Source organism: Butyricicoccus pullicaecorum, assembly GCF_002160355.1.
GTDB lineage: Bacteria > Bacillota > Clostridia > Oscillospirales > Butyricicoccaceae > Butyricicoccus > Butyricicoccus pullicaecorum.
Genome location: NZ_NFKK01000004.1, coordinates 168,766 through 193,751, shown reverse-complemented (window position 1 = coordinate 193,751; position 24,986 = coordinate 168,766). Strand labels below are relative to the sequence as shown.

Genomic DNA, 24,986 nt, shown 5'->3' with positions numbered 1-24,986 from the left:
CCGGAATCCCCTCTTGAAACCCGGTGTCCGACCCGGGTTTCAATTAAAACAAACACACAAAAAGACCGCTCGGGAAACCGAGCGGTCTTTCTCATATCTCTTGATTTTATTACGACGCCGGCTTCTCGCCAAAAGACTGGTTCCAGTACGGCGCCAGTGCGTCGTTTCCAACCTCTACCGTCGTGTACTCCTGATCGTCTGCCTCACGGTAGAAGAACACCGCGCCGTCATCGGTCAGATAGAACTGCAGATTCTCCGCCTTGGCTGCGTCCTCTCCCAGCAGCTTCTTGACTGCCGCAATATCGTTAAACGCGTTGTCCATGGTGACCTCTGCGCCCGTGCTCACCTGCAGGTTCACCGGAATCAGGGTCTTGACTTCCTTGCCGTCCTCACCCTTTACGGTCTGGGTGTACAGCACGCTCAGCATCTCGTTATCGTTGCGCTTGACCTCGTAGGTCATTTCTCTCTCGCCGTTTACCTCCTGCAGAGCAGCGGCCGGAGCTTCGAGCGACTGGTTCATATATTCCATGATGAGCTCGCCGGGTGCTTCGGTCACCTGCGGATAGCGGATGGCATCGGTGATCTTCGCCGATTCCACGTGAACGACCGCATTATCCGGGCTTTCGGTGGTCTGTTCGGTCACGGTGGTGGGTTTGGTGTCCTGCGTTTCTGCGGTCGGCTTCTTTGCGCCGCATGCGGTGATGGACAGGGCGAGAGCCAATGCGAGGGCGATACCAGCGATAGTCTTTCTATTTAATCTGCTCATGTTGTTATCTCCTTTCGCTGCAAAAGCAGCTGTATACTCGTTGTTTTCTTGGATTTGTGCTAGTATACACAACTTTTTAGGGGTTTGTCGATAACAAAACAGAAACGAAATGGTTTCAATCAGGTATCATTATTATGAACTTTTAGTGAAAAGGAAACCGAAAGGGTGGGTGGTGAGGTGGAAAACATGGCGGATTTGAGAAAAAAAGACCCGATCCAGCAGGTCGGGTCTTATGAGCGCGCCTGGCGCGCGGGGAGATTGCGCGACCTGCGGGTCGCGCTTTTTTCGAGAATCTATTGATTCCCGGGGCGGACACCGGGAATCAAAGGGGAATTCCGCGCTCTGCGGAGCGCGTCTCAGGGCTCTGCCCTGAGAACCCGCAAACCTTTGAAAAGGTTTGATCGAAACTTTATTTCGCCTGCCGGCGGGACGAGAGAACTTTTTCTTTTTCGTTCAGGGAAAAGCAAAAGAGACACCATTCGGTGTCTCTTTTTTCTGGTGGAAGTTACAGGGCTCGAACCTGTGACCCTCTGCTTGTAAGGCAGATGCTCTCCCAGCTGAGCTAAACTTCCATGTGGTGACCCGTACGGGATTCGAACCCATGTTACAGCCGTGAAAGGGCCGTGTCTTAACCACTTGACCAACGGGCCAAACTGTGGTAGCGGTAATTGGACTTGAACCAATGACCTTTCGGGTATGAACCGAACGCTCTAGCCAACTAAGCTATACCGCCATTTCAACAGTTCCTTCGCGCGGCTCTCTGCCAGCGACGATATTTATTATATGCTATGAGGTGCTTTTTGTCAACACCTTTTTTTATTTTTTTTGAAAAGAATTTTGGAGCGCTTTTTGCGCTCCAAACAGGGTCTTTCCAAGGGCGATTCGATCACACCAGCTTGACGGTGTAATAGACCGCGGTGATGAAGAAGTATGCGCCTGCGGCAACCATGCAGCCGAACGGCACGCGGCCGGTCAGCATCAGGCCTGCCGCCGAGACAGCGGCCATAATTACCGGAGTCAGGAACATCATCACGTACGCATTGCGCGAGAAGTCAAACACGTAGCGGCGCTTATCGCCCAGGCGGATGCGGCCGAGGTCGCTCTTGACCTTGGCAACGCCGATGATCTGCAAAACGTACAGCACCAGCACGCCTGCGAGCAGTACCTTCTCGTAGCCCTCGCCGACCGTGGTCTGCGATGCTGCAATCGCACCCGCTGCCGCTGCGCAGTCCATCGCGATGATGAAGAACTCAGGCTGGTACGAGTGATAAATCAGATACGCGAAGGCGTATGCCGGAAGTGCAACGTACAGGAAGTGAATACCGGTCACAGCGTTATAGTCCACGATCGAGAACACGATCGCCAGCGCAATACCGAATACGACCAAGGTACTGCCCTTGAACACGCGATAGGACATATCAAATCCGCGCTTCTTCTCACGCAGTACCAGGAGCACGCCGATGACCGCAAGCACGACGCCTACAATGCGCATAACCCCGATTGCCGCGAGGCCGATCTCCCAGTACACCGAGTATCCCAGCACATTGTTGAGAAACATCAGTCCGAGTACACCCAGCAGGCAGCCCGAGAACACCAGAAGCACCTTATTGGTGATGTATTCGCTTCTCTTGGGATCGGTCTTGCCGGGTATCGTCTGTTTGCTATTCTTTTCAGGCATCTGTGCAGCCAAAAAAATCAACTCCTAATACTTTCATAGATTGCCGCTCTCATACAGCACCGCGGTGATCGCAGCCAAGGGTGCGGTCTCACAGCGCAGAATGCGCGGGCCTAAGGATACGGACGCAAGGCCGCCCTGGACAGCGTCTCGGGCTTCCTCGTCCGCAAATCCACCCTCCGGGCCGACCATCAGGGCGGCTGAGGCAAAGGAATGCGCGGTCAGCACCGCGCGCAGGCTGTTTTCCTGCTCACTCTCATACAAAAACAAGGGCAGATCGCTCTCGCTCGCCATGCGCACCGCCTCGGCAAAGGAGACGCACTCCCCTACCTCGGGCACGCGGCCACGGCCGCACTGCTGTGCGGCTTCCCGTGCGATCTTGCGCCAGCGCTCGATCTTCTTCTGCAACGCTTTTCCATCCGGGCGCGACACGCTGCGTGCGCCCACGTAGGGCACGACCCGGCACGCGCCGAGTTCGACCGCCTTCTGGACGATGAAATCCATCTTATCGCCCTTGGGCAGCGCCATATATAGGGTCACGAAAACGTCCGGTTCTCCGCGCGAGGCTTCGCGCGCGTCCACGCGGCAAACCGCCGTACCGCCTGCGGTATCGGTCAGGGTACAATGGTAATCGGTTCCCGCACCGTCGCACACGGTCAGGGCTTCGCCCGGCTTCATGCGCAGAACACGCGTGATGTGGTGTGCGTCATCGCCGGTAAGCGTTATCGTATCCCCGTCGCATGCCCCGTCTACAAAAAATCTCGGCAAGGCGATCCCCCTCTCTCTCTTTCGCTATTCTCAAACCATTTTAGCAAACTCCCGCGCACTTGTCTAGGGCAAATTTCGTCGAAAGCAGCCCGAGAACTGCCAAAATCGGTCTTATCGTACCGCGGTAAAGGCTGCCCAGCCGTTCGAGACCTGACGGTCTGTGAGGCGGAATCCGGCCTGTTCGAGCGCCTGTCCGACCTCGTCTGCGCGCTCCTCGATGATACCCGAGGTGATGAGCGTACCGCCCTCTTTGAGCTTTTCAAAGAACATGGGCGCCATGCCGATGATGATATCGGCAACGATATTCGCGCAGATAATGTCATAGCCGCCGCCGATCTCCTCGGCCAGCTTGTCATCGCGCAGCGCATCGCCGTGCAGGGTCTTTTTAATGGTCACGCCGTTGCGCTCGGCGTTCTCCAGTGCGCAGGTCAGGCAGTGCTCGTCGATATCGACTGCGACCTCGGGGTTTGCGCCCAGCATACCGGCTGCAATGGCCAGAATGCCCGAACCAGTGCCCATATCCAGCAGCTTTTCGCCGCCCTTGACCGTCTTTTCCAGCATAGTGATACACAGCTGGGTGGTGTCATGGGTGCCCGTGCCGAACGAGGACGCCGGGTCGATCTCCAGAATCTGACGTGCGCCGGGATCGTCTACGGTCTCCCACGACGGCTTGATCAGGAACTTTTCACCCACCGGGAAAGGCTTAAAATACTGCTTCCAGCCCCATTCCCAGTCTTCCTGACGAGTCACGCTCTGCTCGGTCACCAGTCTGCCGAGTACGTCGTCGGTATCAGTCGCCTTGAGTGCGGCGAGGCGGTCATTGAGCGCTGCAATCTGCGCTCTGCCGTCGTCCGAGTCCTCAATGTATACCTTGAGCTTGGTCTCCTGTCCGCGCAGCTCCTCGCACAGCTTCTCGTCTACATAATCCCAGTAAATCTCGGTATCCTGTAAAAATTCCTCGAAATCCGCAGCATCTTCCAGCGCATAGCCCTCAATGCCAAGGTCTTCGAGCACACCCTCGACCGGGTCAATGCCCGCCGTCGTGGTGAAAATCGTCACTTCAATCCAATCCATGTGGTTTCTCCTTTTGATGTGAGAAGATAAGGTAATCCCGCCCGCAGGCGAAATGAAGCTTTCGCTCAAGCCTTTCTCGAAAGGCTTGCAGGTTCTTAGGGCAGCGCCCTAAGCCGCCGTCCGCAGACGGCGGAATCCCCTTTTTGATTCCCGGGATTCGGCCCGGGAATCAACCAATTTCTTTTTTTAGTTGATTCCGGCTCGGGCCGGAATCAAAAGAATCTTGCTCGCTGCGGCGAGCGCTTTGAACGAGAGTTTTGTTGAAACCCGGGTCGGACACCGGGTTTCAATGGGGAATTTCGCCCGTTGCGACGGGCGACTCAGGGCTCTGCCCTGAGAACCCGCAGCCTTTCGAGAAAGGCTGGCGAAAGCTTCCATTAGGGGTGCGGTACTTGTCTTTACATGCAAATCAGGCCATATTTCTCAGTAAAATACTTCAAAATCCGCTCTTCCTGTTCCCAGGTTCCGTCATACAATGCAAGACCTGCGTACACGCGCAGCGCCTTTTCCAAGAGTTCGGGTGACTGGGCGCACAGGCACACCGGGCGCGTAATCATATACAGATTCTCTTCCAGTGTAATAACGTCCTCTTCCTCTTCGATGAGCAGTTTAAACGCTGCCGGGGCTTCGTCCTCGAGTTCGATCAAACGCTCGTCCAGTTCGTGATCGCACGGAATCTCGTCCGAAATGCCCGTTGTCCAGTCGATAAAGTGTGCGTCTCTGCCATCGGACACCAGTGCCACGTCGTCTACCTCACGCGGGATGACCGTGCGGCCATGCGGTCTGGTGCGTACCAGATCGGCCAGACGTCTGGCGCGTTCGTGCGGCAGCGGGACGAACAGCTCGACGTTGGGCAGCTCCATATCGCGCAGCAGCCAGACAGCCGGGCATCTGACACCCAGCGAGACTCGCGCATAGGGCGCGATGATGCGCAATGCGTCGGTCAAATCCTGGGATTCCTCAGCGGTCAGGATGATGGTCGACACGCCGATGCGCTGCAAGACCGCCACGGCGGCCAGCACGTCGGTGCCGTCCTCCATGCGTCCGTCCGCGTCGACCGGCAGTTCGGCCATGAGGGCTGCGCCCGAAAGATCGGTCATCGCCAGCACGGCAGCGCGCAGGGCGCGGAAGTTTTCCGCACCGTGCAGGTAATAAAACGCCGGGCGTTCCTGCACAAACGGCTTAAATGCCGCGCGGCAGGTGCGGATGTAGCGCTCGCACAGGGGCACGTCGCGATCTTCGGGCAGCGGCGGGCAGGCCGCCGACAGTCCCACCGGTACTTCCGGGCAGGTCATACGCATTTTCTGCAAGGTGTCCAGATCGTGCGCCAGTGCGCCGCCGATCAGCGACGGGTCACGCGCGAGCAGGGTGTGATCGTCCGGATTGGTCAGGATAAGCTGTCCACCGGATAAGGGAATGGGTTCCATGGTCTCCTCCTTGGTGTCAGGCGGCGCGCCAGCTGCCATTTGCCTGCGGCTTGTAGCGCAGCGGCTTCTGTGCCGCCTCGGTGCACAGGGCAAGCGCCGTATAATACACGTCATCTATCATGCGTCCGCGGCTCGATGCGCTCTCACAGGCAAGGCTCAGCGCCTGCAGCGTATCGGTATCCGCGTTCAGTCGGGTGCCCAGTCCGGCATCCGTCTGGAACCGGCGCAGTGCGCCCAGTGCAGGGGTATCGAGTACGTCGGTGGGTTCGGCAAGGTAGCCCAGCGCGTGCAAGCGCTGGCAGACCGCCTTTGCCTGCGCACTCTGCTCGCCGTAGCGCACCGGTTTGGTCTCGTCCAGCGGGGCGGCGTCCTTGAGGTATCCCCGAATGGTGCGCAGCGCGTGCGCTTCCACGTCCGGGGTCAGTCCCTTACCTTCCCAGCCGCCCGACTTCGGCAGCAGCATTTCCAGACAGGTCAGCACCAGATAGTCGCCGTCCAGCTTCAGATGGTACTGTCCCTGACCCTTACCGTATGTCTTGCTTCCGACCAGCGTTGCGCCGCCGACCTCGTGCAGCACGCCTGCCATGAGCTCGGCTGCCGAGGCGGTATTGCCATTAACCAGCACGGTGATCTTATTTAATGGCAGATCGCCGCCGGTGGAATAGTAAACTTCATCGCCGCCCTGGTCTTCGCGGTAGTGCATGGTGGCGATCTTGGTCTTGGGTTCGATCATCAGGTCGAGCATGGCAAGCGCTGCGTCGATCATGCCGCCGCCGTTGTCTCTGAGGTCCAAAATGACCGCTTTGGTCTCTTTTTCGTCCAATCCGTTCCAGATTTCCTCGAAATCCTCCGCGTCATTCATGGACGAAAACGCGCTGATCGCGATATACTCCACGCCGGGTGCAGCCTGACGGGCAGACACGTTTTCACTCAGGATGGTCTCACGAATCAGGGAAAAGTCCAGCTTTTTGCCCTCCCGCTCGACCGTCACGCGCACGGTGCTGCCGGTCTCGCCTTGCAGCAGCGTGCCGATCTCGCTCAGCGGGGTCTTTGTCACGTCCTTGCCGTCAATCGCGATCAGGCGGTCATCTACCTGCATGCCCGCTTCGGCTGCCGGTGAGTGGCGCACGACCTCGCGGATGATCAGCCCGTCATCGGTCTGGGACACCGCGATACCGATGCCCGCGTAGCCCGACAGGGTGGAAAATCCGGCTTGGTACTCCTCCGCGGTCAGGTACATGGAATGCGCGTCCATGCCGCTCAGAATGTCGTTTAAGATGTTGGAAAGCGCGTCCGGGTTGTCTTCCAGATAAACCGCGTCCTCGTCTATGGTTTCCTGCGGAATGGGTGACTGTTCGGCAATCAGTCCGCGCTCGTTGATGATGTTGGCGGCGCGGCGAAAACGCTCGGATGCGGTGAGCGCTGCCGCCTGTCCGGTCAAAATGGTCAGACACAGCACGACTGCCATACAGGTTTGCAGGATTCGCTTCAAAAATACGCTCCTTTCACGGCGGATACCAGAGTTCCTTGGGTGAATCGGGCGCGAAGGCCGCGCCCGGCCTTTGCTTACATCTTTTCGGGTGCGTCTACGCCGATGATGCCCAGCACGTTCTTGATGGTCTGCACGGTCGCCTGACACAGGCACAGGCGGGCGTCGCGCACAGCCGGCTCGGCATCCATAATGCGGCAAGCGTTATAGAATCTGTGGAACTGAGCCGCCAGCATGATGCCGTACTTGTTGAGCTTGGACGGGTCACGCGACAGCGCAGCCTCACGAATCTCCTCGGGCAGCAGGGCGATGGCCTTAATCAGTGCCTTCTCGTCTGCGTGAGTCAGCACGGTCAGGTCAACATCAGCAGCCTTGGGCACGGATACGCCGTTCTCGGCTGCGTTGCGCAGTACCGAGCAGATACGCGCATGCGCATACTGGACGTAGTACAGCGGGTTCTCGGAGTCCTGCTTGACAGCCAGGTCAAGGTCGAACTCCATCTGGGTCTCAGCGGCACGGGAGTTGAAGAAGAAACGCGCTGCGTCAACCGGAATCTCGTCGAGCAGGTCGGACAGGGTCAGGCTCTTGCCGGTACGCTTGGACATACGGACGACCTCACCGCCCTGCATCATGCGGACGAGCTGCATGAGGACGATTTCCAGACGGCCCGAACCGTCCAGACCCAGTGCATCGAGTGCGCGCTGGAGACGCGCGACATGACCGTGGTGGTCTGCGCCCCAAATGTTAATCACGCGGTCAAAGCCACGGGTGACGAACTTGTTGCGATGGTATGCGATATCGGCTGCAAAATAGGTGTAGAAACCATTTGCACGGCGCAGAACGTCGTCCTTGTCTGCACCGAATGCGGTGGACCTCAGCCACAGTGCGCCGTCCTGCTCGTAGGTCACGCCTGCGTCGGTCAGCATCTGAACGGTCTCGGCTACTGCGCCAGAGTCGTGCAGGGTGGACTCGCGGAACCATACGTCGTAGTGAATCTTGTAGCGCTCGAGGTCCTTCTGCATCTTCTCGATGTTGTGCGGCAGACCGTAGCCGACGATTGCGTCGAAACGCTCCTCGGGGGTCATGTCCAGCAGCTTGTCGCCGTGCATCAGGGCCAGATCGTGCGCCAGCTCGCGGATGTCTGCGCCCTGATACCAGGACGGGTCGAACTCGATTGCGTCCTCGCCCTTGAGCTCCTGGATGTAACGACCCTCAACCGAGTGCGCGAACTTGTCCACCTGATTGCCGGCATCGTTGATGTAGAACTCACGGGTCACGTCGTTGCCTGCCCATGCCAGTACCTCGGCCAGGCAGTCACCCAGAACGCCGCCGCGTGCATTACCCATGTGCATCGGGCCGGTCGGGTTGGCCGATACGAACTCGACCATGATCTTTTCGGGCTTTTCCGCGCGGGTCTTGCCGTAGTCTGCGCCGCAGGTCTCAACGGCACGGACAGCGTCCTGATACCAAGCAGGATTCAGAGTAAAGTTCAGGAAACCGGGGCCTGCAATGTCGATCTTCTCGAAGCAGGTACCCTCGAGGGACAGATTTTCTACGATTGCCTCGGCAATCTTGCGGGGCGCCATGCGCAGCGGCTTTGCGCACTGCATTGCGAAGGTGGAAGCCCAGTCGCCGTTTGCGGCATCCTTGGGCATCTCAACAGCAACCGGCGGCAGCTCGGCCTGCGGCAGGGTTCCGGCAGCGACTGCCTTGTCGTATGCGGCCTTGACGACGTCGGCAGCGGCCTGACGTGCGGTGTCTAACAGGTTCATAGATAATACACTCCGTAATATTCTTATTTTTTATTTCTTTTTTGTATTTACATGGGTTGGGTGGCAACGGTCAGCTCAAAGTGATGGCTGCCTGCAAGATTGTGGTCGACCTCGACCGTGTAATCAATCGCCAGCTCTCCCCCGTTCTCGCCAATCGTGTTGCGAATGCGCGACGTATGGGTGGAAATGGTGACCGACATACCCATCGGGGTCTGGTACAGACCGACGTGGCGCTGGTTCTCCAAAAACAGCATCTCGGACGGGCAGGTGCCGGTGCGAATCATGGAGACCGTCTTACCGTCAAGCTTGAGCGTGGTGCGCGTGCCCTCAAGACCGGTAATCTCGCTCTCGTCGTAGGCGATGTAGTATTTGCCGTTGCGGCGATACAAACGTGCGGCGGTGACCAGATTGATTTCTTCCTGATCGCAGCCTTCAAAACACTGGGTTGAATGGATGGACAGCCAGACGTCTTTCTTGATGTTTTCCATGGTTGTCTCCTCCTCTCTGTGTATGAGTCAAGGGAAAAAAGATAAACGGATTCCCGCCCAAAGCCCGTAGGTCACTATCCTTATTCTCGCGCCGAGCGCGAATAAAACGAGTGGGCGAAATCGGGTCCGGGCCTGAGGCCCGGCGCAGTCCAGGCGCGCAGCCTGGTCCGTCCAGGTGAAACCTAGTCGAGCCCGCAGGCTCGAAACTCTCTTTTGATTCCCGGGATTCGACCCGGGAATCAACTAATTTATTTTTTTTAGTTGATTCCGGCTTTGGCCGGAATCAAAAGAATCTTGCGCGTCTGCGGACGCGCTTCTTTTTTATTTTTTGGTTGAAACCCGGGTCGGACACCGGGTTTCAAAGGGGAATTCCGGACTCTGCGGAGTCCGGCCAGCCTGCGCGGCTGGATCGCGCCGGGTCGCAGACCCGGACCCGCTTGTCGCCTGCGGGCGGGAATGGGTACGGTGGTTATTCCTTAATATGCGTCGATATCGACCTGTTCCGCCGGAAAATCCAGGCTTCCATTCAAAAATCCCGGAGCGAGCTGATTAAAGCCTTGCGGGTCATCGGACACGAAATACCGGGTTTTTCCCTGTCGTTCCTCTGCCGGAACCAACATACCGCGGACGCTCTCGGCAGCAGCCGCGCCCGAGTCGATTAGCGTCACGTTTTCACCCATTTCCGCAGCAACCACTTCGCTCAGCAAGGGATAATGGGTGCAAGCCAGAATCAAAGTATCGACGTTTTGTGCCTTAATCGGTGCCAGATACTCGCGCACCACGGTCTCGGCGACGATATCGCCGCAATGCACTCTTCCGTTTTCCACCAGCGGGACAAGCAGCGGGCAGGGCTGCATGAACACCGCGAGGTTTGGGTCGGCGGCCTTGAGCATGCGGTCGTAGACGCCCGAGCGGACGGTTGCCGGGGTACCGATAACGCCGATGCGGCCGGTCTTAGTGGCGGCGCGGGCGGCGGCGCATGCCGGCCAGACCACGCCGATCATGGGGACGTCTGTCTCGTTTGCGACGATGTCCAGTGCGGTGGCCGACACGGTATTGCACGCGACGACGATCGCCTTGATGTCGAACTTGCGCAGAAAGCGCACGTCCTGACGGGTATATTTTAAGATGGTCTCGGCCGAGCGCGTACCGTAAGGCACGCGTCCGGTATCGCCAAAGTAGATGATATCCTCGTGCGGTAAAATCTCGTGCAGGCGGCGCACGGCGGTCAGGCCGCCCACGCCCGAGTCAAAGACCCCGATGGGACGGTTATCCATGTGCTTCCTCCAGCGCCAGCTCGATCAGGCGGTCGATCAGTGCCGGATAGGACAGGCCGGCGTGCTCGAACAGCTTGGGGTACATCGAAATGCTGGTAAAGCCCGGAATGGTATTGATCTCGTTGAACACGATCTCGTTATTCTTATAAGTACAGAAGAAGTCGACGCGCGACAGGCCGCGGCAGCCCAGCGCGGTATAGACGCGGACTGCGTTCTTACGAACGGTCTCGATGGCCTCTTCAGAAATGTGCGCCGGGATGTACAGCGCCGAAGTCTCGTCGTTATACTTTGCGTCGAAGGTGTAGAACGTCTGGGTGGGTGCGATCTCGCCGACGGTCGATGCGACCGGGTCGATATTGCCCAGCACAGCGCACTCAACCTCGTGTCCGTCGATAAACTCCTCGACCAGTACCTTGGTATCCCAGCGGAATGCCTCAGCCAGGCCGGAAACCAGGGTGTCAAAGTCGTCCGCACGGGCAACGCCGACCGACGAGCCGGACGAGCAGGGCTTGACGAACATCGGATAGGTATTTTTGAGCTTTTCAGCCGCTGCGCGAGCGACTGCCTGTGCGTTCTTCTCGTAATCGGGACGCAGCGCGATGTAGTAATCGGCCTGACGCACGCCGGTGGTATCGACGATGATCTTGGTCAGGCTCTTATCCATAGAGTTTGCCGAAGCGGCAACGCCCGGGCCGACAAACGGAATGCCCGCAAGGGTCAGCAGGCCCTGAATGGTTCCGTCCTCGCCGCCCATGCCGTGCAGCACCGGGAAGCAAACGTCGATTCGGATGGTCTCACCGGTCTCGGGCAGGATGATGCCGTGGGTCTCGCGGTCGGGCGACAGCACGGCGCGGCGCAGGCCCGGCTCCTTCTCCCATGCTCCGCTCTCGATCTTGTCCGGGTCGGCATTTTCGTACAGGAACCACGCGCCGTCGCGGGTAATACCGATCACTGCAAGGTCATATTTGTTTCGGTCGACGTTCCGCAGGATGGAAGCCGAAGACAACAGAGAAATGCTATGCTCGTTCGACAGTCCGCCGAATAAAACCGCAAGTTTTAACATGTTTTTCCAAACCCTCTTTTACATATTTACTCAGTATTTATTATACGATAAACCAGAAGGAAATACAAACGATTTGCATAAAAAGTCTTCCGAAAAGTGCTCTGTGTCGCTCGCCTCCCTTGTGCACCCTGCGGCACATCTGTGAACGATTTGTAAATCCGCGCCATGCCTCTTGACACGCAATATTATATGCCGTATAGTATTATACAACAAGTAAGGAGGTGTGAGCCGTGTCTTTCCCCATCTCTGCCGCCCTGCTCGATGCAATCGTGCTGTCTGTCGTCTCCCGTGAGGGGACTTATGGCTACAAAATCACGCAGGACATCCGCAAGGTTTGCGACGTTTCCGATTCTACCTTATATCCGGTTCTGCGCCGTCTGCTCAAGGCGGGCGCACTCGAGACCTACGATCAGGCTGTCGATGGCCGCATGCGGCGCTACTACAAGATCACGCCCATCGGCCGCATGCAGCTGATGCAATATCTGTCCGACTGGGCTGACTACCGCGACAAGATCGAATCTGTCTTTTTTGGAGGGAGTTCCAAATGAACGCATACGAATACTTACAGGCGCTGCGCGCGGCGCTCGCCGTCCTGCCGGACGACGAAATCGACAGCGCGATGCGCTACTATGAGGACTATTTCCTGGACGCGGGGGATGAAAACGCAGCCCAGGTCATCGAGCAGCTGGGGCCTCCCGAGCAGGTCGCCGAAGCCATTCTGCGCGACTACACCGGCGTTGCCCGCCGCCGTCCCGAGCGCTTTGAGGAGGAAAAAGCGCAAACGGTGGACGGTGTCCCGCTCGGCCGGGATGGCAAGCCGCTCACGCGCAAAAAGGGCATCAACCCCTGGATGCTGGCCTGCATCGTGCCGCTCGCTCTGATTTTCGGCCCGATTGCTGTCGCGGTCATCGGTGCCATCATCGTCGCGATCGTCGGTCTGGTCATCGGCGTTGCCGCCTGTGTGGTCGCCGTCCCGGCTGCCACCCTGATCGGCGGCGGTGCGCTCGTGCTGTTCTCCTTCCTGCTCTGGGCAACCCCGGCTTCCGCCCTCGCGACGTTGGGTGCCGGTCTGGTCGTCGGCGCGATCGGTCTGCTGCTCGTGCTGCTGGTCATCAAGCTGTGCATCCTCTTCGTCCCGCCCATCATCCGCGGACTGGTCGCCCTCATTCGCTGGCCGATCGAGAAAATCCGTAACTGTCTGAAACGAGGTGCGTGAACATGAAATTTTTGGCAAAACTCGCCGTCGTGGTGCTCATCCTCGGCGGTATCCTGTTCGCCGCCGGTCACGCTATGGGCGGCTCGGTCTACTCGGCCTGGTACAATGGTGCGCTTCACCCCTTCCGCGAGGCGTTCAGCATCGGCTGGAGCAGCTGGCAAAATGAACGCGGTGATATCGTGAACGATGCCAAGGACGCTGCCCGCGACGCGCTGGATGATGCACGCGATGCACTGGACGATGCGCGGGACGCGGTCGGTCATCACCCGGAATCCGAGCACACTGGCTCCATGCAGAACGGTGAGACCGCCTTTTCCGACAACCACACCAAAAATCTGGCATTCAGCCTCGGACGCGGTGAATACACCATCGTGCGCGGGCAGGACGACCAGTTTTCCATCTCGGGCACCGGTCTGGACGCGCTGACCAACTGGGTCGACGGCGATACGTGGAATATTTTTTACGAAGATCGGCAAAGTAAGCAGGAAGACCGCAAGGTCACCATCACCCTGCCCCAGAATTTCCGCCCCGAACAGGTTGAGCTGAACATCGGTGCGGCCTCGGCTGCGCTGTGTGCGCTAGGCGCTGACGAGATCGAAGTCAACGTAGGCGCAGGCAGTCTGACCGCTGACGCGCTCGACACGCAGGAACTGGAACTGACCGTCGGCGCAGGCTCGGCCGATGTCAAACTTGGCGGCGGCTGGAGCGACTACCGCTATGACGTCACCTCAGGTATGGGCAGCGTCACGGCAAACGGCATCACGCTGACCGAGGGCATCGCGGGTGAGGTCGCAGCCGGCAGCGGTTCGCGTCATCTGAACCTTGCGTGCGGCATGGGTTCCATCAACCTGACCACACAAGCTTAACACAACCATCAACGCGGAAAGGAGCGTTTTTCCATGAACGACAACAAAAACAATACCCCCAAGCGTCTGTATCGCTCGGCGACTGACCGCAAAATCTGCGGTGTGTGCGGCGGTCTGGCAGACTATTTCGGTCTGGACTCCACCCTTGTCCGTCTGGCCTTTGTCGCCCTCGCCGTGCTCGGCTTCTCCACCGGCATCATTCTCTATATCCTCGCCGCTGTGGTTATGCCCGACGAGCCCTAACCCTCACGATTCCCCCAGCCTGCCGCCCTCCTGCGGCAGGCTTTTTTGTCGTCAAAATACCGCCCTATTTGCAATTTGTTGATGATTTTTCCCTTGGTCTGTGCTACAATAAAGGCAATCCCCGGAAAGGACGGTTACGAGAGAATGGAAGAGAAAAACCTGAGAGAAACCGACGAGACGGTCGATGCCGCACAGGCATCCGAACAGACCGCACCCGTCGACGACACCCCCGCAGAGCAGGCCGAGCCGACCGAGCAGGCCGTCACGCTGCGTGAGGATAAAGTCCCCGAGAGCGAGGAATACGACGAGGACGACGAGGACGACGAGGACGATGATGAGGAAGAAGACGAAGACGACGAAGTAGTCGAAGAGGAAGTCGACAACACCCCGCCCTACTGCGACAAGGTGTTCGGTGTCTATCGCCTTGCCCTCTACGGTATCTGCTTCGGCTACGGCGGCGGTCTGCTGGTGACCGGTCTGTTCGGCATCATCACCGGCCGTGAGGTCACCACCTCCTCGATTCCCGGTATCGTTGGTGCCGTCATCGGCTACCTGATCGGTGCATACGCCACCAAGCGCCTGCAAGCCAAGGCAAAAGCTGAGGCCGAAGCCGCAGAAGCTGCTGCACAGTCCACCGAATCGCAGGCAGAATAAAAAAAGACCGCTCCATACGGAACGGCCTGACCGGTTCCAATACGGGAAGCGGAATCAAAACATTCATCTCAGTTTCCATGCTGGGAGCGAAAGACGAGGGTACGATTGTACCCTCTTTTTTTGTGTCACGGCGCCTGCTGCACGCCCTCCTGCGCTTCCTTCAGCCAGCGATAAAATGTACCGCGTGCAACCCCCAGCAGGGCTGCCGCCTGCGTACCGCTGATCTCGTGCGTCTCGTACATCTGCTGCACCTGACGGAAGGACTCGGGCGACTTGCGCGACGGACGACCGACCGACTTGCCCGCTGCCTGCGCCTGCTCAAAGCCCTTGCGCTGGCGTGCGCGGAAGCTCTCGCGGTTGGCATCGGCTGCCTGCGCGATCAGTCCCTCGACCACCTCGGAAATCAACTGCTCGACCGTTACCGCGGTGCCTCCGAGTTCCTGCTGCAAGATCGACGGGTCAATGCCCCGCGCTTCCAGCTTCTCGGCCAGTGTCTGTTCAATATCGTTATCTTGAATCTTTTTCAGCTCCGTAAACAGCATAGATACCTCCTACCTGCCCAAATCGCCTCACACGCATCGGGCATTGCCTATCTTCTGTATTTATGATGCCATCTTCGCTTGATCGCCTGTTCTCTGATCCTCTTCCCAGGCATACCCCAATGAACCGATCTTCTATGCCGCAACGCCGATCGGTCCTTTTTGCAAACGATTACAAATTGTATAATTTGTTCGTTTGATTATCCCTTTGTCCACATTTCCCACACGTCAGGCGCATATCCCACGGTCGCCTGTTTGCCGTTGCGCACGATGGGTGCACGCAGCAGCGCGGGTTCTTCGAGCAGTTTTTCTTCCCTGTCCGACTCGTAAGCCAGATATTTGAGCGCCGCTGCTCCCTTGGCCTTCTCGTCGATCAGCGCCTCGATCGATCCAACCGCACGCTTTACGCTGTCGAATTCGCCACGCGACATGCCGTACCGCGCAAGATCGATCGACTGGAACTTAATTCCGCGTTCTTTGAACCATCTCTCGGCTTTTTTCGTGTCAAACGACTTACTTTTTCCAAAAATTTGAATATTCATAAGAGGTCTAACCTCCTGTCTCCCTTTGTGTTGTCTCATTATAGCAAATTATTGTTTCAAAGGAAACCCTTTTTTTGGTTATTTAACCTTTTTGTCACCTTTTTTACTGAAATGTGTGTAACTTTAGCTTTTTTGTCTCGTTTCCTATCCTTTTTAGCACACATCGCGAAATGCATAACATGCAAAAACCCCCTGCCGAATGGCAGGGGGCTGCATTTTGTGCTTAAAAATCGAAATCGCTGATGTCGTCGAAGCTGTCCAGCGAGCAGTCGCCGTCTTCCAGATCATCCAGATTTACGATTGCAAACGGAACTTCTTCATCCAGATCGCTTACATCGTAAGATTCATCGCTCTTCGATGCTTCAAAGTAAATGTCCGGATAGTCATCGGTGTCCAGCTCAAAGAAAGCATACTCTTCCTGATCCAGGCTGCCGATCGACTCGACACTATCGTCATCGATATCATATACCTTGAGGCTGGTCAGATCATCATCGGTGTTATTGTAAACGCCAACGATCATCTTGTCGCCGCCATCGGTATATTCCGTGCCGTCAAAGCTGGTACTGGTCGAGCTGTCGATCCAAACAGCTGCGTAATCGGTCGCGTCGTCAAAATCGACTTCGATCGAATCATACGCATCATCATCGTCATCGCTGTCGTCATAGAACAGAACCAGATCGTAGGTGTCTGCATCTGCTGCTTCGTCAATCACGATACCAGCATCATCTGCCAGACCGTCGCCGTCCAGCAGGTCGTCATAGTCGCTGACATCAAAGTCATCTACGTCATCTACCAGATATGCCTCGACGATCTCTCGGCCCGAGGTGTTGACAAAGGCAACCGACAGTTCACCGCGGCGGCTGGTCTTCTTCTCCTTGGTGATGTCTACGGCCTTCTTGGTGATCTCCAGCGTAGCCGATGCCGGGTCCTTATAGTCGAAGCTCAGGGAGTATTCTTCAATATCCGAATACGACTCAAATTCGACCGTGATGTACCAGCTGGTGTCGCTCTCCAGATCCATGTCGACCTCGACCGACTTACCATCCTTGAGCGTGCTGTCCAGCAGATCGTCTGCGTCGTCCAGCTCACTCTTGGAGCCTGCCATGTAGATGGCCTTGATGGTATCGCCCGACTCGTTCTTAAAGGTGATGGTCGAATCGCCGGACGAGCTGCCCTTGAGTGACAGCTTCTTGCTGCTCGAGAAGGTCAGGGTTGCGCTCTTGACCGTGCTGCTCGAGAAGGTTACCTTACCGCTCGAGTACTTATCGCCATCCTCATCGACAACCTGGAAGTACCAGGTCTTGGTACCGTCCAGATCGATGTCGATGGTCTCGTCATCGCCTGCGTCGATGGTCTTGTCCCAGATGATCTCGGAGCTCGAGAAGCTGCTGTCCTTGGACATGTACAGCTTTTCAATATCCAGCTTGGACTTGTTCTCGACCTTGAGCGCGGTGTCGCCAGTCGATACCGTGATGGTCTTGTCGTTTGCCTGCTCGAACTTGCCGTTCTCCTTGAGCACGACAGTGACATAGGCATTGACACCGGTCAGGTTCAGACCGTTGAAGAACTTGGTGCCCACGCCCTCGGTGTAGAAGTCATACAGGCGGGTGGTTGCATTGTCCGGTACCGAAATATAGAACGATGCAGTACCATTCTTCTTGAGGGTGGAAGTCAGGACGTTCTTGCTGTACGAATACGTGCCCGACTGGCCATAGTACAGTGCATTGATGTCTGCGCCGGTCTGGTTAATCAGGTCAACGCGGTAGTTCTTGGAAGATACCACGGGGGCATCCATCGGGTAAGTGACCGTTACCTGCTTGGTTGCCTGGTTCCAGGTGCAGGTGGTGTTACCAAACGCCTGGAGCGCACGCACGTGAACCAGCGTGCGGCCGGACTTATTGATGTATGCAGCCTTGTAGGTGCCGTTGTTTGCCAGCATGTCCTTCTGGACACCGTCTACGGTCAGCTTGGTCGAGCCGATCGGTACCTTGATGGTCTGGCCATCCTTTACCATGGTGACGGTACGATTTGCCGCATCCCAAGTCAGGCTGCCGCCCATCGCCTCTACCACACCGCGCAGCGGCAGCATGGTATAGCCGCCGGCATCCAGTGTCGGCTTGCTGCCCTCGGCATCAATCGCCTTGGACGTGCCGTTTACCGTCATAGTCGGGCTGTCAATCGTCAGAACGATGGAGCCCATCGTCGTTGCCGCTGACGCGGTTGCAGGCGCGATTGCCGGCAGTGCGGTCAGCAGCAGAGCTGCGCTCACGATCAGCGCACTCAGCCGTTTTCGCAGTTTCATTGTGATTCCTCCTTATAATCCATCGGACGTCCCTGAATCGTCCCTTATCTAAAAATCCCCCGACCGGTATGGCCGGGGGACTTTTATACCATGTAGGATTTATTCGCCGTCTACATCAGCGCTGCTGTGATCAACCTCGAACTGAACGAAATAGCTGTAATCGCTCAGATCCTCGTTGTCCACGGTGACACAGTAATCATCATACTCGAACAGGAAGTCGTAGTAACCATCGTTCTTCCACTCGTCGTAGTCAAACAGTGCAACCGTACCAGTACCGCTGGACAGATCGGTCGAAGACCAGATCTTCTTGCCGTCGAACTTATTGACGGTATCGTCCTTGTCTGCGTCGCCGTCTTCGGCATCACGGACGTAGACATTTCTCAGCTTGTACTTGGAATCGGCGTTATAAACCGTGAATACAATCTGATCATCGTCCAGGTCATCTGCGCCGTCGTCATAGGTCTTGACCGACATGCTGCTCGAAGACAGGCTGGTGATGCAGATGACGCCGATATTCGAGATGTTCTTATTAAAGGTAATGTCCTTCTTGACGAAGTTTTTCTTGCTGGTGAATACAACGAGCGTCAGCTCATTGTCCTTGGAGCCGTACAAGTCGAGATCAAAGAGATCGTACTCACCCTTATCCAGATCGCCGATATCGTCGTACTCGTCGTTGAAGTCGTCGTAATCCCAGTTATCCCTGATCTTATCATCCGGATCGATGACAAACATGCCATAGATATCCTGATCGGTCAGGTTGGAGATCAGCAGGCCATCATTCGAGGACGAAGACGAACCCAGTGCAAAGCCGCTCTTCTTGAGGGTGATGGTAGCGGTCTTGGGCGAGGTGGACGAGAAGGTAACGCTGCCGGACTCGATGACGTCGCCGTCCTTATCGTATGCACGGATGTACCACTTGCGCATACCGGTCAGGTCGATGCTAAACTTATCGGTATCGCCGTTCTTGGTGGTATCGATCAGGTTCTTTGCGTTGCGGAATGCCGAGTCAGTGTTGGACAGAGCCATACGCAGCTCGTAAACGGTCTTGCCATAGTTGTTCTTGAAGGTAATCTCCGTGCTGCCGCTGTTGGTCGAGGTGGACGAGTTCGCGTAGGAAACCTGTCCGTTTGCATTGAAGGTTACCATCTGGGTGCCCCAGGAAGAAGCCAGATTTACGTTGGTGTAGGTTACCTGCCAGCCGCTCTGGTAAGTGATGCGGAAGTCGTAGTAGGGCTTCGCGGAAGCGTAAGGCAGGGTCATGGTGGTGTAGCCGCCGGCTGCCAGGTAACGGGTCGCCAGCTGCTCGTCAGACCATGCGCCGGTCGCAGCCGAGCCGTAAACGATCGAGGTGATGACGTTGCCGGTGTTGTTGCGGACGGTCAGCAGAACGCTCGAGTCGGTGCCCGAAGCCAGTACACCGTCCAGTACCAGGGTTGCAGCGTCAGCCGAGGTGATGGTCAGCGAGCCGTAGGTGCCTGCGTTCGAAAAGTCCAGGTTACGGATATAAGACTTATAGCCGTAAACGCCGGTCAGCTGCATGTCGTACTTGACCTTTGCGAAGTTCGCGGTGACGTTTGCAATGCTGTTTGCGTACAGCTCATTGGTCAGGATATTGTTGCCCCAATCCTCGGTGCCGGCGGGAGCAAAGCGGATCTCCTTATAAGCAACGGTCGAGGTGTTGGTGATCTTGAGCTGTACGGGCTGGGTCGCCAGCGTAGAGCCTGCGACCATGGGATAAACGACGGTTGCCTGACGGGTGTCTGCACGCCAGTCAACGGTCACGCCCGGGAAGAACTCCAGCGAGCGCAGCCAGACGTAAGTACGTCCGTTGTCGGTGAAGGGTGCGACAGACATGGACTTTGCCACGCCGTTTGCATAAGCGGTCTTGGAACCCAGGGTCATGCTGACCGTGGAACCGTTATACTTCATGGTAATCTGCTGGTTTGCAGCATTCCAGGAAACCGTGCCGCCCATATTCTCGACGACAGAGCGCAGCGGGAGCATGGTATATCCCTTGTAGAGGGTTGCGCGGGAACCCTCTGCGTCAATGGTGGTAGAAGTACCATTGACCGACATAGTCGAACTGCCGATGGTGAGGGTAATGGCACCGGTGGCCTTTGCGTCAGCGGCAAAAGCTGCGGGAACCATGGTGGCCATCAGGCAGAGGGCGACAAAGAGCGCACCCAAACGCTTGATGAATTTCATTGAGTAAGACCTCCTCATTTCCGGTTTTTTTCGCCGGACGCTGACGGCGACCGGGCGATAAAGGATACCTTGTTATCCCTATTCTATCATAATAGACGAACGGGAACAATGAAAAGTTCCCCTCGTTTGTGAACAATTTGAAAACCTTATGGGGCACAAAAAGATTCCGGTGGAATCTTTTTCCATAAGGCTGTGGCCGACCCCGTCGGCCAAGTCATGAAATCTCTGCCTAATCGCTAAAATTCGCTATTTTAACAGTCATTTAGCATAGAAAAAGGGCCCCGCCGAAGCGGAGCCCCTTTTGGACTCAAGTGTTAACTTGATGGGTAATCACACGGGGTGATTAAGCCTCAACAATCGACAGAACCATATCCTGATTCTTGATGAAAGAGTCCTTCTGAGCTACAGTAATCACATTGCCCTTTGCCGATACGTCATAACCAATCGAGGAGCTGCATGCCGTAGCAATCTTATTTGCAATAGTTTCTGCACTGTCGCCTTCCTTGATGGAAGCCGTGCCAGTGAACTTATTGCCATCAACAACCAGCTGCAGAGTAGCATTAGTCTTTGCGCTGGAAGTAATGGTCAGAGTTGCAACACCCTTCTGCTGTGCAGAGGCTTCGGTAACCGGAGTTGCAACAGCATTAAAGGTGCCAGTCTCAGCAGTCGGCTTAGAAACAGTTGCAGTGAATTCCTTGACATCCGAAGTTACAGCGGTAATGGTTACCTTATCGCTATTAGCTTCAGCTCTGTACTTACGAGCCATTGCATCATCACCGTTTACTGCATCTGCGATAGCAGTAGCAGTGTTAGCTGCGTTGCTAACAACAGAATCGAAAGCTACGCTATCGGTGCCGATTACCAGGCGGCAAGCCTTATTGCTGGTACCTACTACAGTACCACCAACAGTGATCTCAACCTTAGCATTTGCAACAGCAGTTACCTCAGACTTACCCTGAGTAGCCTCGCCGAGGGTATAGTCCGGAAGTGCAATATTCTGAACTTCTACCTCAACCTGACCAACCTTGGTATCGCCGTCGAACAGCTCAACAACAACCTTGCCAGCCTTCTTCGGGGTTACAGTTGCCTCATTACCAGAGGTGTAGGAGACAGTTGCAATAGTAGTGTCGGAAGAAACTACCTTATCAACATCAGCGCCGCCGATCTCAGTCCAAGTGAACTTCTGATCATCTGCATCCGGAGTTGCAAAGGTCAGCTTGGTGACAGACGGGATAGCCTTAGCATTTGCCTCTGCATCAACCTCACCGAGGGTATCGTCGAAGGTGTAAACTGCAACAACGTCGCCGCCAATCTTAGAAGCAACATCGGCAATTACATAGGTATCTGCATCGTTGAACTCGTCATCAACGTCAGAGCCGTTACCCAGGTTGGAGGCGGTCTCAGCAGTGATATCCGGGTTGCCGTCGAAGCCGTTAGCAATAGCCAGAACCTTGTCGGTGTAGTCAGCGCTCTTGGTGTCATAGATGGTCGGAGTGCCATCAATGCTGTAGTACAGAACGTCGTCAGCCAGATCCTTGCTCTTGGTGTTCAGATAACCAACAGAGTACAGATTCTCATCGTCTGCAAAGGTGTAGGTATCGGTACCAACGGTGATGTAGCCAGACTTAACAGCCTTGATAACATCACGATTTACCTCGTAGTAATGGCCCTTAGCGGTGTTGCCATTGACATCCATGAAGGTAACGTTGGTCAGAACACCATCAGCATTGGTGGTGATCTCAGCGTAAGCAGCATTGTTCTTCAGCAGAGCAGCTGCTTCCTTGGTGGTCAGATCGTCGTCAGAAGAACCATTGTACTGCTCAACAACATCCTCGAAGTCTACATCCTCAGCGGACTTAACAGTGGTAACCTCGCCGTTGTAAGCAACCTCGACCTCAACAACGTCGTTCTTGTCGTAAGATACGCTGGTTACGAGACCAACCTTGGTAGAAGCTGCATCGAACTGGTTGAAGTTCTCAACGCCCAGGATAGCTGCGGTTGCATCGCCGCTCGCGTCGACATTTGCAATGTATGCAGCTGTGTTAGCGGTACCCTTGGAAGCAGTCAGCCAGTTATCCTTATTGGCGGTCATCTGAGCAGCCTTAGTGTCGTTGGTGTTTACAGTATCGCTAGCAACAATTTCCGGAATATCAGACTGTTCTACAGCCAGAACATCCTCTGCATCGACCTTCAGATTTGCATCCGAGTTGCCATCCTTATGGATGTAGTTAGTAGTTACTGCGAACAGAACATCAGCATTCTCCAGAGCTGCAACGGTGCCACTCTTATTGCCTTCATTGCTCAGACGATCAGCCTTCTTAGCATAGCTGTAATCGCTGTCCTGTGCATTCTTAGTAACATTTTTGGTGTTGAATACGGACTCCATCTTGGTGATGACGCCGTCTTCATTCTGCCAGAACTTGTAGACGTTACCAACTACCTTATTTTCATCCCAAGAACGGTCTTCGTCCTTATCGTAACCGTTACCGTTGCTCTCGCCGTCGATCTTCAGATCGGAAGCGAACTCTACGTCCTTCTTGACAGAGTTGTCAGCCAGCAGGATGTCTGCAACAGCCAGGCTACGGTCGCCGGTCTTGTCGGAACCGTCCTTGGTGTCCAGAATCATCATGTAGTTGGAAGTCTCGTTAGCGTAGTCAGAGTAAACGATGAAGCCGTTGCGGTTCTGCCACAGAGCGAACTCAGTGCCCAGCTCCTCATCGTCGAAGTCCTCGTACTTAGCCGGGTTAGCCGGAACAACTACGTCGCCCAGAACGGTGTTCTCTGCAATCTTCAGAACGTCGTCGCCAAAGGTCAGCTCCAGGTCATCCTTAGTGGAAACCTTGTCGAGCTCAGCGGTCTCAGACTCTACCTTGGTAACGGTAGCGGTAACTACTTCCTTCTTCTCGCCCTTATCGTAAGCGTTGGTGTAGGTTACCTCAATGATGTCGCCCTCTTCCAGATCTTCCGGAACTACGTAGTTGACCTTATAGTCAGTTGCGTCGTTCAGGTCATCCAGCTTCCAAGTAACATTCTTAGAAGAGATCTGAGTATCCTCGTTGCCCTCATTCAGCATCGAGGAAACAGTCAGGCGCTTAGAAGTAACGGACTCTACCTTGTAGTAGTTAGCCTCGTCAACAACTACCCAATCAACGTCGCCGTCGGAATCCCAGTCCATCAGCTTGTACTGAGCGCCGTCGCGTACGTTCAGAGCCTTCTCAACATTCTTGTCGGAAGTGGTCTTAACACCGTTGTACTCGTCCTTGGACAGGTAGGTGGTCAGATCAGAGTAAGTACCCTCGTTGGAGATTACTGCAGCATTGTCTGCTACGGACTCCAGATCCAGAGAAGCATCCTCGAGCTCGATGGTGCCGTTGTCGGACTTGGAGTCAGCCATGGAAGCGTTGTAATCGTAAGCAGTCTGACCCTTTACGGTCTTGATTGCCTTGATTTCCCAATCCTCGGAGTAAACGAACTTGTCGTCGCCCTTCTCCCAAGTCGGCTCGCCGTGGCTGCCTTCGCCCCACAGCTCTACCTGGTAGCCCTTGATGGCATTAGCATCGCCAGCGTACTTGAAGGAGTAAGCGGTGTAAGCGTGAGACTCCTTAGAGTTATACATATCGGTGGTGTCGTCATCGATCGGGTAAGCCAGGATGTGGCCATCCTCGTCCGGATCAGCGCCGATTACAACCCAAGTATGAGCCTTGCAGTTGGTCAGGGTAACATTCTCGTCATCAGAGCTGTCCTTGGTCCAGGTACCAACAGCTGCGCGCTCCAGACCCCAAACGGACTCAGCCAGGGTCGGGTAGGTCTCAACAGAGGTGCCGTGGGTGGTGTTAACCAGCTTAGCGCCACGAGCGTAGTCTGCGAACAGAGCGTTGTAGATAACCTGAGCGTCCTCACCACGCAGAGCGTCGGTGGAAGCTACCATGTTGGTGCCGTCCAGCAGGCCGATAGCCTGAGCGTTGGACATGTAGGAGAACGGATAGTTCTGCTTCATGTCAGCGGTCTCATAACCCATTGCACGAACAACCATGGTTACGAACTCAGCATCGGTGATTGCACGGTCCGGCTCGAACTTGTTGTTGCCAACACCGATTACGATGCCGTTGATGTAGCAGTAGCCGATTGCGGAATCCTTCCAGGAGCCCTTTGCAACGTCGGTGAAGGACTGAGCGCCAACGTACTGAGATACGTTCGGGTCGCCAGTCATCAGACGAGCGATCATTGCGCAAGCCTCTGCACGGGTGATAGTGTCTTCCGGATGATACTTGCCGTCGTCCTTACCCTGGATAACGCCCAGATCGGACAGCATGGTGATAGCCTCGGAGTAATCGGAGCCCGCCGGGACATCCTCAAACACCTTAGCGCCAGCGAACATGCTGAAAGTGCATGCAAACGCCAGTACCATAGCAAGAACCTTCTTCAGATTCTTCATAGGAATATTTCCTCCTTTTTGATCTCGCGGGACATTCCTGCCCCGCCTCTTTTATGGATACATCATAACAGTCTTAAAACGCAAAGTCAATGTGACACCCCGAGACGTAACACAAGTGTAATATTACACAGGTTTTGTGACAACACTTTGTTAAAAAATCCCCCTTGATTACACAGCGACCGATT

Annotated in this window: 20 protein-coding genes and 3 tRNA genes; 5 read left to right on the top strand and 18 right to left on the bottom strand. The window is 55.8% G+C overall.

Features of this window, described 5'->3' with window-relative positions; all coding sequences use genetic code 11:
* Positions 1 to 109 precede the first annotated feature (109 nt).
* The 13 genes from B5F17_RS05435 to B5F17_RS05375 all read right to left on the bottom strand — a co-directional run bounded on the left by B5F17_RS05435 (position 110) and on the right by B5F17_RS05375 (position 11,799).
* Complete coding sequence (locus tag B5F17_RS05435) at positions 110 to 766, bottom strand: hypothetical protein (RefSeq protein ID WP_087371653.1); 657 nt, start codon at positions 764 to 766, stop codon at positions 110 to 112.
* Between the two features lie 496 nt (positions 767 to 1,262).
* Positions 1,263 to 1,338, bottom strand: a tRNA-Val gene (locus tag B5F17_RS05430).
* Positions 1,339 to 1,341: 3 nt separating this feature from the next.
* Positions 1,342 to 1,416 (bottom strand) — tRNA-Glu (locus tag B5F17_RS05425).
* 6 nt (positions 1,417 to 1,422) lie between these two features.
* Positions 1,423 to 1,499, bottom strand: a tRNA-Met gene (locus tag B5F17_RS05420).
* Positions 1,500 to 1,652: 153 nt separating this feature from the next.
* Entirely contained in the window at positions 1,653 to 2,456 is an 804-nt protein-coding gene (locus B5F17_RS05415) for a hypothetical protein (protein WP_087371650.1), read from the bottom strand.
* Between the two features lie 21 nt (positions 2,457 to 2,477).
* Entirely contained in the window at positions 2,478 to 3,209 is a 732-nt protein-coding gene (locus tag B5F17_RS05410) for a 16S rRNA (uracil(1498)-N(3))-methyltransferase (RefSeq protein WP_087371647.1), read from the bottom strand.
* Between the two features lie 111 nt (positions 3,210 to 3,320).
* Positions 3,321 to 4,283, bottom strand: coding sequence for a 50S ribosomal protein L11 methyltransferase (gene prmA / locus B5F17_RS05405; RefSeq protein ID WP_087371644.1), 963 nt, complete (start codon positions 4,281 to 4,283; stop codon positions 3,321 to 3,323).
* 398 nt (positions 4,284 to 4,681) lie between these two features.
* Positions 4,682 to 5,749, bottom strand: a complete 1,068-nt coding sequence (locus B5F17_RS05400; RefSeq protein WP_087371642.1) for a hypothetical protein — start codon at positions 5,747 to 5,749, stop codon at positions 4,682 to 4,684.
* Positions 5,727 to 7,202 carry a S41 family peptidase gene (locus tag B5F17_RS05395; protein ID WP_087371639.1) on the bottom strand — a complete coding sequence of 492 codons (1,476 nt, stop codon included), beginning with the start codon at positions 7,200 to 7,202 and terminating at the stop codon, positions 5,727 to 5,729. The genes B5F17_RS05400 and B5F17_RS05395 overlap by 23 nt, the downstream gene beginning before the upstream one ends.
* Before the next feature lie 74 nt (positions 7,203 to 7,276).
* Positions 7,277 to 8,971, bottom strand: a complete 1,695-nt coding sequence (gene argS, locus B5F17_RS05390; RefSeq protein WP_087371637.1) for an arginine--tRNA ligase — start codon at positions 8,969 to 8,971, stop codon at positions 7,277 to 7,279.
* 47 nt (positions 8,972 to 9,018) lie between these two features.
* Positions 9,019 to 9,459 (bottom strand): YwiB family protein, encoded by a 441-nt coding sequence (locus B5F17_RS05385; protein WP_016148816.1) that lies wholly within the window; start codon positions 9,457 to 9,459, stop codon positions 9,019 to 9,021.
* A gap of 476 nt (positions 9,460 to 9,935) precedes the next feature.
* Positions 9,936 to 10,736: a glutamate racemase gene (murI, locus tag B5F17_RS05380; protein ID WP_016148817.1), complete on the bottom strand. Its 801-nt coding sequence runs from the start codon at positions 10,734 to 10,736 to the stop codon at positions 9,936 to 9,938.
* Positions 10,729 to 11,799: a D-alanine--D-alanine ligase family protein gene (locus B5F17_RS05375; protein ID WP_087371634.1), complete on the bottom strand. Its 1,071-nt coding sequence runs from the start codon at positions 11,797 to 11,799 to the stop codon at positions 10,729 to 10,731. The genes murI and B5F17_RS05375 overlap by 8 nt, the downstream gene beginning before the upstream one ends.
* A 230-nt stretch (positions 11,800 to 12,029) precedes the next feature.
* Here B5F17_RS05375 and B5F17_RS05370 point away from each other — a divergent pair, with 230 nt between their 5' ends.
* The 5 genes from B5F17_RS05370 to B5F17_RS05350 all read left to right on the top strand — a co-directional run bounded on the left by B5F17_RS05370 (position 12,030) and on the right by B5F17_RS05350 (position 14,778).
* Entirely contained in the window at positions 12,030 to 12,347 is a 318-nt protein-coding gene (locus tag B5F17_RS05370) for a PadR family transcriptional regulator (RefSeq protein WP_016148819.1), read from the top strand.
* Positions 12,344 to 13,015 (top strand): DUF1700 domain-containing protein, encoded by a 672-nt coding sequence (locus B5F17_RS05365; protein ID WP_087371631.1) that lies wholly within the window; start codon positions 12,344 to 12,346, stop codon positions 13,013 to 13,015. Before B5F17_RS05370 ends, B5F17_RS05365 begins: the two co-directional genes overlap by 4 nt.
* Before the next feature lie 2 nt (positions 13,016 to 13,017).
* Complete coding sequence (locus B5F17_RS05360; protein WP_087371628.1) at positions 13,018 to 13,881, top strand: DUF4097 family beta strand repeat-containing protein; 864 nt, start codon at positions 13,018 to 13,020, stop codon at positions 13,879 to 13,881.
* Between the two features lie 33 nt (positions 13,882 to 13,914).
* A complete protein-coding gene (locus B5F17_RS05355) occupies positions 13,915 to 14,124 on the top strand; it encodes a PspC domain-containing protein (protein WP_087371627.1) in 210 nt (69 codons plus the stop codon).
* 144 nt (positions 14,125 to 14,268) lie between these two features.
* A complete protein-coding gene (locus B5F17_RS05350) occupies positions 14,269 to 14,778 on the top strand; it encodes a hypothetical protein (RefSeq protein ID WP_087371624.1) in 510 nt (169 codons plus the stop codon).
* A gap of 125 nt (positions 14,779 to 14,903) precedes the next feature.
* Here B5F17_RS05350 and B5F17_RS05345 read toward each other — a convergent pair whose 3' ends face one another.
* From B5F17_RS05345 to B5F17_RS05325, 5 genes are all read right to left on the bottom strand, one after another.
* Positions 14,904 to 15,320: a helix-turn-helix domain-containing protein gene (locus B5F17_RS05345; RefSeq protein ID WP_087371620.1), complete on the bottom strand. Its 417-nt coding sequence runs from the start codon at positions 15,318 to 15,320 to the stop codon at positions 14,904 to 14,906.
* 197 nt (positions 15,321 to 15,517) lie between these two features.
* Positions 15,518 to 15,859, bottom strand: coding sequence for an arsenate reductase family protein (locus tag B5F17_RS05340; RefSeq protein ID WP_016148825.1), 342 nt, complete (start codon positions 15,857 to 15,859; stop codon positions 15,518 to 15,520).
* 223 nt (positions 15,860 to 16,082) lie between these two features.
* Positions 16,083 to 18,161 (bottom strand): stalk domain-containing protein, encoded by a 2,079-nt coding sequence (locus B5F17_RS05335; protein ID WP_087371616.1) that lies wholly within the window; start codon positions 18,159 to 18,161, stop codon positions 16,083 to 16,085.
* Positions 18,162 to 18,260: 99 nt separating this feature from the next.
* The gene (locus B5F17_RS05330) at positions 18,261 to 20,366 is read right to left on the bottom strand and encodes a copper amine oxidase N-terminal domain-containing protein (protein WP_162608089.1); all 2,106 of its coding nucleotides are present in this window, start codon (positions 20,364 to 20,366) and stop codon (positions 18,261 to 18,263) included.
* A gap of 343 nt (positions 20,367 to 20,709) precedes the next feature.
* Positions 20,710 to 24,801 carry an S-layer homology domain-containing protein gene (locus tag B5F17_RS05325; protein ID WP_087371610.1) on the bottom strand — a complete coding sequence of 1,364 codons (4,092 nt, stop codon included), beginning with the start codon at positions 24,799 to 24,801 and terminating at the stop codon, positions 20,710 to 20,712.
* Positions 24,802 to 24,986: the final 185 nt, after the last annotated feature.